The sequence below is a fragment of the Sphaerisporangium siamense genome (genome assembly GCF_014205275.1).
GTDB lineage: Bacteria > Actinomycetota > Actinomycetes > Streptosporangiales > Streptosporangiaceae > Sphaerisporangium > Sphaerisporangium siamense.
Genome location: NZ_JACHND010000001.1, coordinates 314,259 through 328,697 on the forward strand (window position 1 = coordinate 314,259; position 14,439 = coordinate 328,697).

Annotated in this window: 10 protein-coding genes; 8 read left to right on the forward strand and 2 right to left on the reverse strand. The window is 71.1% G+C overall.

What is annotated here, in order from left to right:
• The first annotated feature begins 322 nt into the window (after positions 1–322).
• Positions 323–1,009 carry a class I SAM-dependent methyltransferase gene (locus tag BJ982_RS01430; protein ID WP_184875804.1) on the forward strand — a complete coding sequence of 229 codons (687 nt, stop codon included), beginning with the start codon at positions 323–325 and terminating at the stop codon, positions 1,007–1,009.
• Positions 1,010–1,116: 107 nt separating this feature from the next.
• Complete coding sequence (locus tag BJ982_RS01435; protein ID WP_239123014.1) at positions 1,117–4,644, forward strand: phosphodiester glycosidase family protein; 3,528 nt, start codon at positions 1,117–1,119, stop codon at positions 4,642–4,644.
• 38 nt (positions 4,645–4,682) lie between these two features.
• Here BJ982_RS01435 and BJ982_RS01440 read toward each other — a convergent pair whose 3' ends face one another.
• On the reverse strand, positions 4,683–6,497 hold the full coding sequence (locus BJ982_RS01440) for an ROK family protein (protein ID WP_203959091.1): 1,815 nt from the start codon (positions 6,495–6,497) through the stop codon (positions 4,683–4,685).
• 225 nt (positions 6,498–6,722) lie between these two features.
• Between BJ982_RS01440 and BJ982_RS01445 the strand changes: the two genes are divergently transcribed.
• The 6 genes from BJ982_RS01445 to BJ982_RS01470 all read left to right on the forward strand — a co-directional run bounded on the left by BJ982_RS01445 (position 6,723) and on the right by BJ982_RS01470 (position 13,421).
• Complete coding sequence (locus BJ982_RS01445) at positions 6,723–8,105, forward strand: extracellular solute-binding protein (protein WP_184875806.1); 1,383 nt, start codon at positions 6,723–6,725, stop codon at positions 8,103–8,105.
• 84 nt (positions 8,106–8,189) lie between these two features.
• Positions 8,190–10,088, forward strand: coding sequence for an ABC transporter permease (locus BJ982_RS01450; protein ID WP_184875808.1), 1,899 nt, complete (start codon positions 8,190–8,192; stop codon positions 10,086–10,088).
• Positions 10,085–10,909 (forward strand): aldose 1-epimerase, encoded by an 825-nt coding sequence (locus tag BJ982_RS01455; RefSeq protein ID WP_184875810.1) that lies wholly within the window; start codon positions 10,085–10,087, stop codon positions 10,907–10,909. Before BJ982_RS01450 ends, BJ982_RS01455 begins: the two co-directional genes overlap by 4 nt.
• A gap of 19 nt (positions 10,910–10,928) precedes the next feature.
• Positions 10,929–11,696, forward strand: coding sequence for an SDR family NAD(P)-dependent oxidoreductase (locus BJ982_RS01460; RefSeq protein WP_184875812.1), 768 nt, complete (start codon positions 10,929–10,931; stop codon positions 11,694–11,696).
• A gap of 116 nt (positions 11,697–11,812) precedes the next feature.
• Positions 11,813–12,637, forward strand: coding sequence for an SDR family NAD(P)-dependent oxidoreductase (locus tag BJ982_RS01465; RefSeq protein ID WP_184875814.1), 825 nt, complete (start codon positions 11,813–11,815; stop codon positions 12,635–12,637).
• 43 nt (positions 12,638–12,680) lie between these two features.
• Positions 12,681–13,421 (forward strand): class I SAM-dependent methyltransferase, encoded by a 741-nt coding sequence (locus BJ982_RS01470; protein ID WP_184875816.1) that lies wholly within the window; start codon positions 12,681–12,683, stop codon positions 13,419–13,421.
• Here BJ982_RS01470 and BJ982_RS01475 read toward each other — a convergent pair.
• The gene (locus BJ982_RS01475; RefSeq protein WP_184875818.1) at positions 13,418–14,038 is read right to left on the reverse strand and encodes a TMEM175 family protein; all 621 of its coding nucleotides are present in this window, start codon (positions 14,036–14,038) and stop codon (positions 13,418–13,420) included. The two genes, BJ982_RS01470 and BJ982_RS01475, sit on opposite strands and share 4 nt — an antisense overlap.
• Positions 14,039–14,439 lie beyond the last annotated feature (401 nt).

Consider the following 14,439-nt stretch of genomic DNA (forward strand, 5'->3'; position numbering starts at 1 on the left):
ATGGTACTGCCTGGGGTGAAGCTTTTCTCCATGTTGTTTCGCGGTCAGGGTGCCGGACTTCGAGGCGGAGGTGAGGCGGTTGTTCCGCGTTGTCGCCCCTGCGGTGATGGCCGGAGCCAGGAGTGGCTTGACCAGCCGTAACAGCCTTGGGCGATGCCTAGAGATCCGGAATCGAAGGCGGAATGCCTTTTTCTTAATGGACATCCTGTTATTGCTGGTTGTGGAGCCCGCGTCCGGAATGCCGAGTGGTCGGGAAAACATCGTCCGGCCATCTGGTGAATGCGTCTGTTTCGTGGTCTGGGGACTCGGTTAATCTCCTCGCATGAGCGCTCAGGTGAACAGTGGAACGGGGCCGGGAGTCATTACGCCCGATGGGTCGCCCGTGGAGTTCTACCGGCGGATGCGGGCCGGGGGTGAACCCGGCGTGGTGGCGGCCGTCGTGCCCGCCGGTGGGGTGATCCTGGACCTCGGCGCGGGCACCGGCCGTCTGGCCCATGCCTTGCTGGAGGCGGGCTACAAGGTCGTCGCGGTGGACGAGTCGGCCGAGATGCTGGCGCACATCGAGGGCGCCGAGACGATCACGGCCCGTATCGAGGGCCTGCGGCTCGACCGGCTCTTCGACGCCGTCCTGCTGCCGTCCTATCTCATCAACGTCCCCGACGACGTGGTGCGCCGCGAGTTCCTGGCCACGTGCCGCCGTCACGTCCGGGAGGACGGCGCGGTGCTGGTCCGGTGGGAGCCGCCCGAGCAGTACGCCCGGTGGCGGGTGGGCAAGGGCCGCGCGTGGGAGGACGGCGCGGTCATGATGACCGCCTTGGAACGGCCGGGTCCGGAGTTGTTCAGGGCCACGCTGCGGTATGAGACGGGCGATCTGGTGTGGACGCAGACGTTCACGCAGCGCCGCCTCACGGACGAGGAACTGGAGTTCCAGCTCGCCGAGGCCGGGCTGATGCTGTCCGGCTTCCTGACCGCCGACCGCGGGTGGATACACGCCGTCCCCCATCCCTGACGCCGTGCCGTCACCCCTGACCGCGGGCTTGATGCACGCCGTCTCCTCCCCGTGACGCTGGATCTTGTCGTCTGAGGTTCACCGGACATGCGTGGAATTGTCCGGATGTGACGGATTTACTGCGCACTGTCGATATTGATCGCGGACCTTCGGAGGAATCCCTGTCCAGCATCCGTCCGGACCGGAGACGCGGGGCGGCGCTCGCGGCGCTGCTGCCCGCCCTGGTTCTCGGGCTCACCGTGCTTCCCGCGCACGCGGCCCCCGCCGACCCGGTGTCCGACCCGGTCGCGGCGACCGCGCTGGAGGCCCGCCGCGCCTCCTCCTATCCCCCCGTCACGACGCCCCTGCCCGGCACGGCCGAAACCGCCGGCCCGGCGGCACGGACCGCCGCGGCCCCGGGCGGCCCGATCGAGACCTACCGCACCGGCCGCCCCGTGGCCCCCGGCGTCCGCCTGGACTCGGTCGACACCCTGGACGCCAAGGGCTGGCAGCGGGCCGACGCCCTCACCGTGGACCTGACCAAGGGCGCCACCGTCGGCTACCTGGACGCCGGCCGGATCGCCAAGGGCGGCAGGATCTCCCAGATGGCCGAGGCCAAGGGCGCCGTGGCGGCCGTCAACGGGGACTTCTTCGACATCAACAACTCCACCGCCCCGATCGGCCCGGCGATCTCCGGCGGCGGGCTGCTCAAGTCCGCCTCGGGCCGCACCACCGCCGTGGGCTTCGACGCCTCGGGCGCGGGCCGTGTGCTGGACATCCTCTTCGAGGGCACCGTGCGCCTGCCCGGCCAGGCCGGCCCCGCGCCGCTGGTCCGCCTCAACAGCCCGGACCTGCCCCGCGACGGCATCGGCGCCTACACCCCGCTCTGGGGCGCCCACCCGCGCACCCGCGCCGTCCAGGACGCGGGCCAGGTGACCGAGGTGCTGGTCTCCGGCGGCAAGGTCGTCAGCGTCGCCGCCAGACCCGGCGAGGGCGAGCTGCCCTCCGGCACCACCGCGCTGGTCGGCCGGGAGGCCGGGGCCGCGCTGCTCGCCCGGCTCGCCCCCGGCGACCCGATCGAGATCGCCTACCGTCCCAGGACCTCGGACGGCTCCACGCTCGCCACCGCGATCGGCGCCAACCACCTGCTCGTCAAGGACGGTGTGGCCCAGCCGATCGACGACACGACCGTCGCCGCGCGCATGGCCCTCGGCCTCACCGCGGACGGCATGAAGATGTTCCTGGTCACGGTGGACGGCACCCGGACCATCCACAGCCGCGGCGCCACGCTGCGAGAGATGGCCGACCGTCTCGTGGCGCTCGGCGCGCGCTCCGGCGTGGAGATCGACGGCGGCGGCTCGGCCACCATGGTCACCCGCGAGCCCGGCGCCGACCGGCTGCGCGTCGACAACGAGCCCAACGACGGCGAGGAGCGCGTCGTCTCCAACGGCCTCGCCATCTACCGCCCGGAGGGCAGCGGCAAGGCCCAGGGCGTGTGGGTGAAGCCGGCCGTGGACCCGGCCGCCGCGCCCGGCACCGGCCCGGTCGCCGGGGGCCGTCCCGACCGCGTCTTCCTCGGCCTGACCCGCACGCTGACCGCCACCCCGTACGACGAGGTGTACGGCCCGGTACGCGACCGGACACCCGTCCGCTGGTCGGCCACGCACGGCACCGTCACGGGCGGCGTGTTCCGCGCGGCCCTGCCCGGCGCCGCGACCGTCTCGGCGTCCGCGGGCCGGGCCAAGGGGAACGTCAAGGTGGAGGTGCTCGGCCCGGCCGTCCGCCTGGACACCACCCAGCCGACGCTGAACGCCGACGCCTCCTCCACCGCGTCCTTCGGCGTCGTGGGGTACGACCGGTACGGCGACTCGGCGCCGATCGAGCCCGCCGACGTGCGGCTGAAGTACGACGCCACGCTGCTGAAGGTCACCCCGGACAATGGCGGCGGTTTCACGGTCGGCGCGGCCCGGGAGTCGGGCGCGGGGCTCATCACGGTCACGGTGGGCGGTCTCACCACGTCCGTCGCGGTCAGCGTGGGCGTGACGAAGACCGTTCTCTCCACGTTCGACGACGCGGCGCAGTGGACGGCGGGTTCGGCGCGCGGCACGGCCACCGTCACCCCCGTCGCCGAGGGGCGGGACGGTCCGGGCCTGAGGCTTTCCTACGACTTCACCCGCTCCACCGCGACCCGCACCGCGTACGCCATCCCGCCGCGGCCGCTCGGGGTGGCCACGCGCGCGCAGGCGTTCGGCGTCTCGGTTCTCGGGCACGGCCAGGGCGAGTGGACGGCGTTCACGGCCGTGGACGCGACCGGCAAGTCCTACTCCATCTACGGCCCGTACATCACGTGGGAGGGCTGGCGTGAGGTGGAGATCCCGGTGCCGGCGGCGCTGCCCCAGCCGGTCACGGTCAGCAGGTTCTACACGATCGAGCTGAAGGCCGACCGCCAGTACCAGGCCGAGGTGCTGCTGGACGATCTGTACGTGAAGGCCGCCCCGGCGATCGACCCGCCGCCCGCGCCCCGCGTCCAGGATCCCGTGATCGTCCCCTCGGTGGACGGCGAGCCGTGGCGCTTCGCGGTCATGTCGGACGCCCAGTTCGTGGGCCGCGCTCCGGACTCCCCGCTGGTCGCCGCCGCCCGCCGCACCCTGCGCGAGATCAGGGCCGCCCGGCCCGACTTCCTGATCATCGCCGGGGATCTGGTGGACGAGGCGTCCGAGGCCGACTTCCAGCTCGCCAAGCGTGTCCTGGACGAGGAGGTCGGTGACGCGCTGCCGTACGTCTACGTGCCGGGCAACCACGAGGTGATGGGCGCGGCCATCGACGACTTCAGGAAGTACTTCGGCGACACGAGCCGGACGTTCGACCACAAGGGCACGCGGTTCGTCACCCTCGACACCTCGCGCGGCACGATCAGGGGCGGCGGGTTCGACCAGCTCGAACGCCTGCGCGCGGCGCTGGACGGCGCCGCGTCCGACGACCGGGTCACCTCGGTCGTGCTGGTCGAGCACCACCCGCCGCGCGACCCGACCCCGGCCAAAGGCAGTCAGCTCGGCGACCGCAAGGAGGCCGCGCTGGTGGAGAACTGGCTGGCCGGCTTCCAGCACGACACCGGCAAGGGCGCGGCGTTCATCGGCGGGCACGTCGGCACGTTCGACGCCGCGCGCGTGGACGGCGTGCCGTACCTGGTCAACGGAAACGCGGGCAAGACCCCGGCGACCAGGCCCGCGGAGGGCGGCTTCACCGGCTGGACCCTCCTCGGCGTCGACCCGGTCTCGCGCGCGGAGCAGGCCGCGGCCCGGCTGCTGCCCTTCGCCGGCGGCCCGCGCTGGCTGGCCGCCGAGACCCGCCCGCACGTCGACGCCCTGACCCTCGGCGTCCCGCCGACTGTGCCGGTTGGAACCCCGGTGAAGGTGACGGCGACGCTCACCCAGGACGGCCGCGCGGTCCCGGTCGCCTACCCGGTGAGCGCCCGGTGGACCGCGAGCCCGAACGTCCACGTCGGCGACCCGCGGCGGGCCCGCGGCCACCACGTCGCCGCGTTCGACCCCGCCACCGGAACCCTCACGCCCCGCCGGCCTGGCGAGATCACCCTCGCGGTCCGGGTCAACGGCGTGACCCGGCAGGCCCGGATCACCGTCACCGGGCCCGCCTGAACCTGGTTCCGCGCCGGGGGCGAAGGTCGCCCCCGGCGTCAGGCGAGCAGGTCGAGGGACTGGGAGAGCACGAGTCCCGCCGCGCCGAGCATGGTCATGTCGTCCTCGACGTCGGCGAAGGTCACCCTGGGCTCGCCGCCGGGGTGGCTCGGAGTGCCTTCCAGCAAATAACGCTGGACCAGGGCGCGCAGCTCCTCGCCGCCCTCCACGACGTCCCCGTGCAGGATGAACAGGCCCGGCGCGAGGACCTGCTGCAGGTTGATGAGGCCGACCGAGAGGTTGCGCGCGTAGCGGTCCAGCAGCGCGCGGGCGCCCGGGTGGTCCTCGGCGGCGAGGCGCGCCAGCGGCCCGGCGGTGAGGGTGCGCGCGCCGGGCAGCCCGATCGCGCTCGCCTGGCTGCGCAGCCACCGGTGCGTCGCGATCGTCTCCCAGCATCCGCGGCGCCCGCAGCGGCACACCGCGCCGTTGAAGTCGACGATGGTGTGCCCGGCCTCGCCGCCCGCGCCGGCCGCGCCGCGGTGGACGGTCCCGTCGATGACGAAGCCGACGCCGATCGCCTCGGCGCAGTACACGGAGGCGAAGGACGAGATGCGCCGGCCCGAGCCGAACCAGCGGTCGCCGATGGCCTGGATGCGCGGGTGGAGGTCGATGTGGACGGGCAGGCCGAGACGCTCCGAGAGCTCGGGGCCGATCCGCAGGCCGGCGAGCCTCGGCGCGAGGTTCACCTCGACGACGCGTCCCTCGTCGGTGTTGACGACGCCGCCGACGGCGACGCCGACGCCGAGCACGGCCGTGCGGTCGTCGGGGAGCACCTGCTCCACGCAGGACGCCACCCGGTCGATGATGGCGGGGTGGTCCAGCTTGACGGCGGAGAAGCGCGCGGACGCCTGCTGGACGATCGCCCCCGTCGGCCGCACCAGCGCGGTGTGCACGGTGCCCGGCCCGAGGAACACCGACGCGATCGGGCGGCCGTGCGGCGAGAACCACAGCGGGCGGGCGGGCTTGCCGCCCTGCACGCTGCTCGGCTGCGGCGGCCCTTCGATCAGGATGCCGTCGTTGAGCATGGGCTGGACGATCGTGCCGATCGTCGTCTTGGTCACTTCCGAGATGCGCGCCAGCTCCGCGCGCGACACGGGACCGACGTCGTAGAGGATCTGCAGGAGCCGGCTGCGGTTGAGCCGTCCGGTGCCGGTCGGAGAGATGAGCCGCGGCGCCGAGGACGCCCGGGCCGGCGCCCGGTACGCGCCGCCGGACGCCGTCGCGTCGGAATCCCCCGCGAGATCTTCTGCGTGCTTCATCGCTCGGGGTGGTGGGGGTTGGTCAACACGGATGCTCTCTGCTCTCGCGCCGTCGGCGGCCGTCAAGTTCGTCCACTTACTGGACGATGTTCTACACGACTCGTCCCCCGGCGTAAATAGCCTTCCGGGACGGGCGGCCCCGTCGCCGGAGCCGGGAGCCTGAGTCGCGGCGCCCTGCGGAGGTTCGCCGGCGATGCCCCGTCCGGCCTGGTCAGCAGGCACCTCACCCAGGGACGGCGCCCCCGCGAGGTAGGCCGGACGCAGCTCACGCACCCGCGTGCGCAGGACCGTGGCCGAGCGCGTCCAGCCGATCCGCGCCGCGATGACCGTGGCGGGCGCCGTCGGGTCGCGTGCCAGCTCCGCGCGGATCAGCGGTTCCGCCGCGTCGGCGACGGATCCCGCCGCCGTCCGCGTGTACCTGGGCGGCTCGGACGCCGCGAGCGCCCGGCGCACGGTGTTGCGGGAGACGCGCATGCGCGTGGCGATCGCGCGGACGGATACGCCCTCGACTTGGTGTAATCGGCGGATCTCCGCCCAGTCCTCCACACTGATCATGCCCCTCTTGTGTCACATGTCGTGACAGGGGTGGGTCAGTTTGCGGATTTTGCCAATGGGTCACTTTTCACCCCTCGCTACCCTTGACACTCTTCACGTAAGTCATGAAGGTGTACATACCTAGTCCGCTGAGCCCATGGCAAACGCGACCGCCCGGCGTCGCCGGCGCGTGAGCCGTCTGCGGTCGCTCGCGTCTCCCCACCTGTCCTGGACTTGGAGTGTCCTATGAAGAGAACGGTCAAGAAGCCCGGCGTCCCCCTGCTGGCGGGGGTCGCCGCCTCACTTCTGCTTACTGCGTGCGGCGGCGGCGGCTCCACGGGTGAATCGAGCGCTCTCACCCAGGAGAAGTGCGACGCGCTCGTCTCCAAGGAGGCGGCCCCGACCGCGGCCGCCGCCCCGTCGTCCCCGGCGGAACCGGCGCCGTCCGCCACCTCCGGCGGTGGCTCCGGCACGCCCGCGGCCGGCGGGAAGAAGGAGATCACCTTCGTCGCGGGGTCCTACACCTCGACCACGGCCGCGTTCTGGAAGGACCTGATCGGCAAGTTCGAAGGGGCCAACCCCGGCTTCAAGGTGAAGCTCCAGATCGTGGACTGGAACAACATCGACCAGCAGGTCGCCACGCTGATCCAGACCAAGCAGTACCCGGACATCCTCAACCAGAACAAGTTCTCCGGCTGGGCGGCCAACGGCATCCTGCAGCCCGCCGCCGACCTGGTGTCCCCCGAGGTCCAGAACGACTTCATCCCCGCGTTCAAGAACGCCAGCGTGTACGAGGGCGTCCAGTACGGGCTGCCGTTCATCACCAGCACCCGGGCGCTGTTCTACAACAAGGACGCCTTCGCGAAGGCGAACATCACCGCGCCGCCCACCACGTGGCGCGAGCTCGTCGACGCCGCGAAGAAGCTCCAGGCCGCCGGTTACACCGGCTTCGGCCTGCCCCTCGGCTCCGAGGAGAGCCAGGCCGAGTGGTCCATCTGGCAGTGGGGCAACGGCGGCGACTGGGAGTCGGCACCCGGGAAGTTCACCATCAACAGCTCCAACAACGTCAACACGCTGAACTTCCTGAACTGCATGACGAACGTCTACAAGGTGACCCAGGCCAACGCCGGTCAGACCAACCGCACCGACGGCGTCTTCCGCCCGTTCGCCGACGGCAAGGTGGGCATGATGTCCGGAGCCAGCTTCGCTCCGGCGCTGTTCAAGCAGTGGAACTCCACCGTGAACTACGGCGTCGCGCCGCTGCCCGTCAACGGCGACGTCCCGCCGTTCACGCTCGGCGTGCAGGACTACCTGATGTCCTTCAAGAACCCCGGGAACACCGAGTCCGTCAGCAAGTTCCTCAACTTCGTGTACCAGCCCGACAACTACCAGCGGTTCCTCACCAGCCAGGGCTTCCTGCCCGCGACGCAGAGCGCCTCGACCGCGCTGGCCGACAACGCCGACTTCGCGCCGTTCCTGAAGCTCCTGCCCACCGCGCGGTTCTACCCGGCGACGGACCCCAAGTTCCCCCTGGTCCAGGGCGCCATCCAGAACCAGATCGGCACCGGCATCGCCCCCGGGGCCGACGCCAAGAAGATCCTCGACGCCATCAACGCCGCCGGGAAGTAACCCATCCCATCGCGGCCCCGCCCGCCCGCGCGTCACCGGGCGGGCGGGGCCGCGAGTCACCCAGTCAGGAAAGTGGAAATGCCCATGGCGGACGTGCTACCCCGGGCCACGCCCTCCCCGCAGGCGGAACAGGAACCGACGCGGGGCGCCGCGATCCGCGCGACGCTGAGGTCCATGCCGTGGACCGGGCCGGCGACCCTGCTCATCGCCGCCGTCATCGTGATCCCGATCGTCATCATGGTGCGGTCGTCGTTCATGGTGACCGACTCCTCCGGCGTCACGCACGGCTTCGCGGGCCTCGGCAACTACCGGGAGCTGTTCGCCGAACCGGCGTTCGCGGAGGTCGCCCTCCACACACTGACCTGGGTGGTCGTCGTCGTCGGCGCCTCCCTGGCGATATCGCTCGGCCTGGCCCAGTTCCTGAACAAGAACTTCGCCGGACGCCGGTTCGTCCGCTGGTCGCTGATCGTCCCGTGGGCGGCGGCGCTCGTGATGACCTCGACGGTCTGGCGCGTCATCCTCGAATACGGCAACGGGATCCTCAACCGGGTGCTCATGGACCTGGGCCTGATCGCGCAGCCCATCGGGTGGTACCAGGACCCCGCGTACGCGTTCACCTCCGTCATCGTCGTCGGCATCATCGTGACGGTCCCGTTCACGACGTACGTGATCCTCGCGGGGCTGCAGACCATTCCCGGGGAGGTCTACGAGGCGGCCAAGACCGACGGCGCGGGCGCGTGGCGCACGTACTGGGGCATCACGTTCCCGCTGCTGCGCCCGTCCCTGGTGATCGCCACGATCCTCGTGGTCGTCTACGTCTTCAACTCGTTCCCGGTCATCTGGGTCATCACCGGCGGCAACAGCGGCAACGGCACGGACACCACGATCACCTGGGCGTACAAGATCGCCTTCCGGCAGCAGCTCGACACCGGCGAGGCGGCGGCGTTGTCGGTGCTGAACGTCGTCTTCCTCTGCGTCGTCATCTTCTTCTACTTCTCCGCCATCGCCGCCAAGGACGGCCGGCGCCGCCCGCTCACCGCGGCCGTGGCGCGCCTGCTCGCCCCGGTGGGCGAGCAGTGGACGGCGTTCACCGCGCGTCGCGGGGACCCGCGGGCCCGCCGGCGCAGGGAAGGGCAGACGCGCGGCGCCGGGGTGTGGCGCGCGGTCCGCCCGGTCGGCATGCCGGTCATCGGGCTGCTGATCTCCCTGTTCTTCCTCGCCCCCTACGTCGTGATGTTCCTGTCGACGTTCAAGACGTCCACGGAGCTGTTCGCCTCGCCCGCCACCTACCTTCCGGAAACCTGGATGTGGAGCAACTGGGCGGACATCTGGACGCAGCTCGACCTGGCCGCGTTCATCAAGAACAGCCTGATCATCTCGGTCGCGTCGACGGCACTCGTGCTGCTGGTCTCGGTGCCGGCCGCCTACTACAGCGCGCGCAACCGGTTCGCCGGACGGGCGCTGTTCATGAGGCTGGTCCTGGTGACGCAGGTGATCGCGCCGGTGTCGGTGGTCGTCGGCCTCTACCAGGAGTTCGTCTGGGTGGGGGCGGTGAACCAGTACTGGTCCATCATCCTCACCAACGCCGCCTTCAACCTGGCGTTCTCGATCTGGGTGCTCAGCGGCCAGTTCGAGTCCGTGCCGATCGACATCGAGGAGGCCGCGAAGCTGGACGGTCTCGGGCAGCTGCGCACCATGGTCCGCATCGCCCTGCCGCTGGTCCGCCCCGGCCTGGTGACCGCGCTCATCTTCTCGTTCATCCAGGTGTGGAACGAGTTCCCGGTCGCGCTGACCCTGTTCAACAACCCCACCGAGGGGCTCCAGACGCTGCCGGTCGGCATCCAGCAGTTCGTCGGCCTGGCGCAGACGAACTACCAGTACCTTTTCGCGGCTTCGCTCATCGCGATCGTCCCGGTGGTCCTGCTGTTCATCGTCATCGAGAAGCACCTGGTCGCCGGGCTGACGGCGGGGGCGGTCAAGTGAGCGCGGCGGGCCGCTTCGAGGACCTCGGAGCGGGACTCGTCGGCATGCGCACGCCGCGGTCCTCGATCGCGCTCGACCCGGGTGACGGCGGACGGCTGGTCTCCCTCCGCGTGGACGGCCACGAGCTCCTCGGTTCGACGGCGCCGGTGCCCGGCCGCCCCTCGGACATCTTCCACGGCTCCTTCGTCATGGCGCCGTTCGTGGGACGCACCGCGCACGGGCGGTTCACCTTCGACGGCGTGGACCGGTCGGTCCCGGTGAACTTCGGCGCGCACGCCATCCACGGCTTCGTCTTCGACCGTCCGTGGCGGGTGGAGGACGACCTGCTCGTCATCGACCTCGACGAGCGGTGGCCGTTCGGCGGACGGGTGAGCCAGCGCTTCGACCTCGGCCCGGACCACCTCACCGTCGAGGTGACGGTCGCCAACGACAGGCGCGCCATGCCCGCGATCGCCGGCTTCCACCCGTGGTTCCGGCGGCGGCTGGCCGACGGTACCGAGGCGGACTTCGACTTCCGCCCCGGCACCCGGTACGTGTGCGACGACTCCGGCATCCCGGTGGGCACCGCTCCCGGCGGAGGCGACCGGCCGTGGGACGACTCGTTCACCGGCGTCGAACGCCCGCCCGCGATCCGCTGGGGCGACCGGCTGGAACTGCGCGTCGAGACGACCGGTACCCATTGGATCGTCTGCGAGACGATGCCCGACGCGTTCTGCGTCGAACCTCTCTCCGGCCCGGTGAACGGACTGGCCACCGGGCGGTGCACACGTGTCGAGCCGGGAAATCCGCTGCGTCTGTCGATGACGCTGCGCTGGAAATGACGAGCGATTGGAAGGGCCCATGAACGCTCTGGAGAAGTTCTCACTGGAGGGGAAGACCGCGCTGGTCACCGGGGGCAACCGCGGCCTCGGCCGCGGGATCGCTCAGGCCCTCGGCGAAGCGGGCGCGGCGGTCGCGGTGACCGCCAGGACGGAGGAGGCCGCCAAGACCGCAGCCGCCGAACTGGGCGAGCTCGGCATCCGCGCGTACGGCCTGCGCCTGGAGGTCTCGGACATGGACGACGTCGAACGGGCCGTGGCGACGATCGCCGCGGAGTTCGGCGAGATCGACGTCCTGGTGAACAACGCGGGCGTCAGCATCGGCGGCGCCGCCTTCGACGCCCCCGACAGCACCTGGCGCGAGGTGATGTCGACCAACGTGGACGGCGTCTGGTACTGCAGCCGCGCGGTCGGCCGCCGGATGCGTGAGCGCTCCGGCGGGACGATCGTCAACATCGGCTCCATCTCCGCCGAGATCGTCAACCAGCCGCGCTGGCAGGTCTCCTACCTGACGTCCAAGGCCGCCGTCCACCAGATGACCAGGGCCCTCGCCGCCGAGTGGGCTCCCTACGGGATCCGGGTCAACGCCGTCGCCCCCGGCTACTTCCTGACCGAGGCCTCGCCGGTGGACCAGCCCGAGTACAAGCCGTACTGCGTGGACCCCGCGGCGATGAAGCGGTACGGCGAGCCGGACGAGCTGGGCCCGACGGTCATCTACCTCGCGAGCGACGCGTCGAGCTTCATGACCGGTTCGATCGTCAAGATCGACGGCGGCTATACCCTCTTCTGATCAGACCGCTACCCTCTCGTCCTTGTAGATCCCGTTCGACACGGACGAGAGGATCGTCGGCTTCGCGCTCGTCGGCCCCGGGCTTCCGGCCGGATTCAGGGAACAGGAAGGGAGACATGTCCGCGCTGCGACGATTCGACGGCCACATCGTTGTCGTCACCGGAGGGGGACGCGGCATAGGGCGTGCGACGTCGCTCCGCTTCGGCGCGGAGGGCGCGCACGTCGTCGTGGCGGACGAGGCGGTCACGTTCGCCGACGAGGTGTCCGCCGAGATCCTGGAGCGCGGCGGATCCAGCGAGTCCTGGGGTGTCGACGTGGCCGACCCCTCGTCCGTCGGGCGGTTCTTCTCCGAGGTGGGCGAGAGATGGCAGCGGCTGGACGTCCTCGTCAACTGCCCGGGACACGCCACCGACACGCCCTTCGAACGCGTCACCGAGAGCGAGTTCGTGGAGGACCTCTCGGTCACGTTGAAAGCGCCGTTCCTGTGCATCCAGGCGGCGATCCCCTACCTGCTGCGCTCGGGGAAGAACCCGAACGTCGTCAGCATCGGGTCGGTGAACGGCTTACGGGCGTTCGGGAACGAGACGTACGGGGCCGCCAAGGCCGGGCTGATCAACCTCACCGAGAACCTCGCCATCCGCTACGGCCCGCGCGGCCTGCGCGTCAACGTCGTGGCGCCCGGCACCATCGCCACCCGCCTCTGGGACGCCCGCGTCGCCGAGGAACCGGCGATCCTGGACCGGGTCACGACCCTGTACCCGCTGCGGCGGCTCGGCACCCCGGAGGACATCGCCGCCGCCTGCCTGTTCCTCGCCTCGTCCGACGCGAGCTGGATAACCGGCCACACGCTCACCGTGGACGGCGGCATCACCGCCGGCCACGGCGCCTTCATCGACACGGTGTTCGGCGACGCCGGGCCCTTCGCGCCCGGGGATCGGTGAGGCCGTCCCCGCGCGTCCGCCGGGAACCGGGGAAAATGTCCTGGTGCTGAACTACGACGCCGAAGCGTCCACGTACGACCGCACGCGCGGCGGAGACGCCCGGGCGGCGAGCGCCGCCGCCGCGATCACGAGACTGCTTCCGTCGCGGGCCACGCTGGTCGCCGACCTGGCGTGCGGCACCGGCATCGTCACCGCCCGCGTCGCCGCGCCCCGGGTGGTCGGCATCGACCTCTCGCACGGCATGGCCCGCCTCGCCGCGGCCCGCCTGCCGGGCCGTATCGCCCTCGGCGACGTCACGGCCGTGCCGCTCGCGGACGGCTCGGTGGACGCCGTCGTCATGATCTGGCTGCTGCACCTTCTGGACCACACGGCCTCGGCCCGCGCCCTGTCCGAGGCGGCGCGCGTGCTGCGGCCCGGCGGCACGTTGCTCACCACGGTCGACAAGGACGCCGCCTACTACGTGACGCCGTCCGACGTGGCGGACCTGATCGCCCCGGTGCGCGCCCGCCACGTCCCGCCGCCGTCCGACGCCCACGACCGCGTCACCGATCTGGCCACGGCCCTGGGCCTGTCGCCCGCCGGCCGGACCACCTTCCCCGGCGACGGCCAGGGCCACTCCCCGCGCGGGTGGGCGGAGCTCATCCTCACCCGGCGACTCCCCTGGACAAAGCGGGCCGACCCCGGCACGCTCACCGCCCTGACCACCGGCCTCCACACCCTGCCCGACCAGGACCGGCCGCGCCCGGACCCGGTGTACCCGCTGGTGAGCTTCACCAAGGGCTAGCCGACAGGCAGGAGGCGACGGGCCGCGCGGAGGCTCGCCGCCGCGACGAGCGGCGTCAGCATCCACAGGAACGCCACCCCCTCCATCAGCCAGCCCAGCCCCGCGGTGAGCGCCCAGAACGCGGCGATCCCGGCGAGCATGACCGACACGGCCCGCAGCCGCCGGGTGTCCGTACCGGGGCGCAGCACACCCGCGCGTACCGCGGCGGCCACCAAAAGGCTCTGGCAGAGCAGCAGCACGGCCTCCGACCCGGCGAACAGCGTCACAGAGAGGGGGTTCGCCGTCGATTCCCCGATCAGGGTGGTCGGGTAGGGCAGCAGCACCACGAAGATCAGCAAGGGGATATGCAGGAAGGACATCCACCGGGTCATGCGCGTGATCTGGTCGAGCAGCCGGTGGTGCTGACGCCAGGTCGCCCAGAGCATCAGGAACGCGATCACGAAGGCCAGGAACGCGCCCGAGTTCTCGCCCAGGAAGTGCCACAGCTCACGGGCCGCGGCCATCCGGTCGCCTCCCTCGCCGCCCCCGCCCTCGGGCCTGGGGATCTCGATGACCAGCAACGTCATCGCGATGGCGAACACCGCGTCGGCGAACATCCCGAACCGCTCGTGGCTCATCCCTGGAGCGACACGGTCCCCCTCATCCGTCCGCGACACGTGTCTCCCATACGCCAACCGCCACGCCACGTACTACCGCAAACACCGCAATCCTCGCACAGTCTCCGCCCGCGCGAGGGGCGACCTCCGGAACCCGGAGGGACGACGCCATGGCGTCCACAGCTCGCCCCCCGGCCCCCACACGCTGATCCATGACAGAGAACCGCGGCACCGCGAAAATCGCATGTCGTGTCGAGAAATCCGGTCACACGATGAGCCGCCCAGGTGACGTCGGGTCACGGAAACAGCTCACAGGGCCACCGAAACCCTCCGCACGGCGAAAGGGGACGGGACTTTTACGATGCGCACTCCCATTTGTTGTTTCCGTGACACGTATAATTTCCGGCCTTTAGGGCCACCTA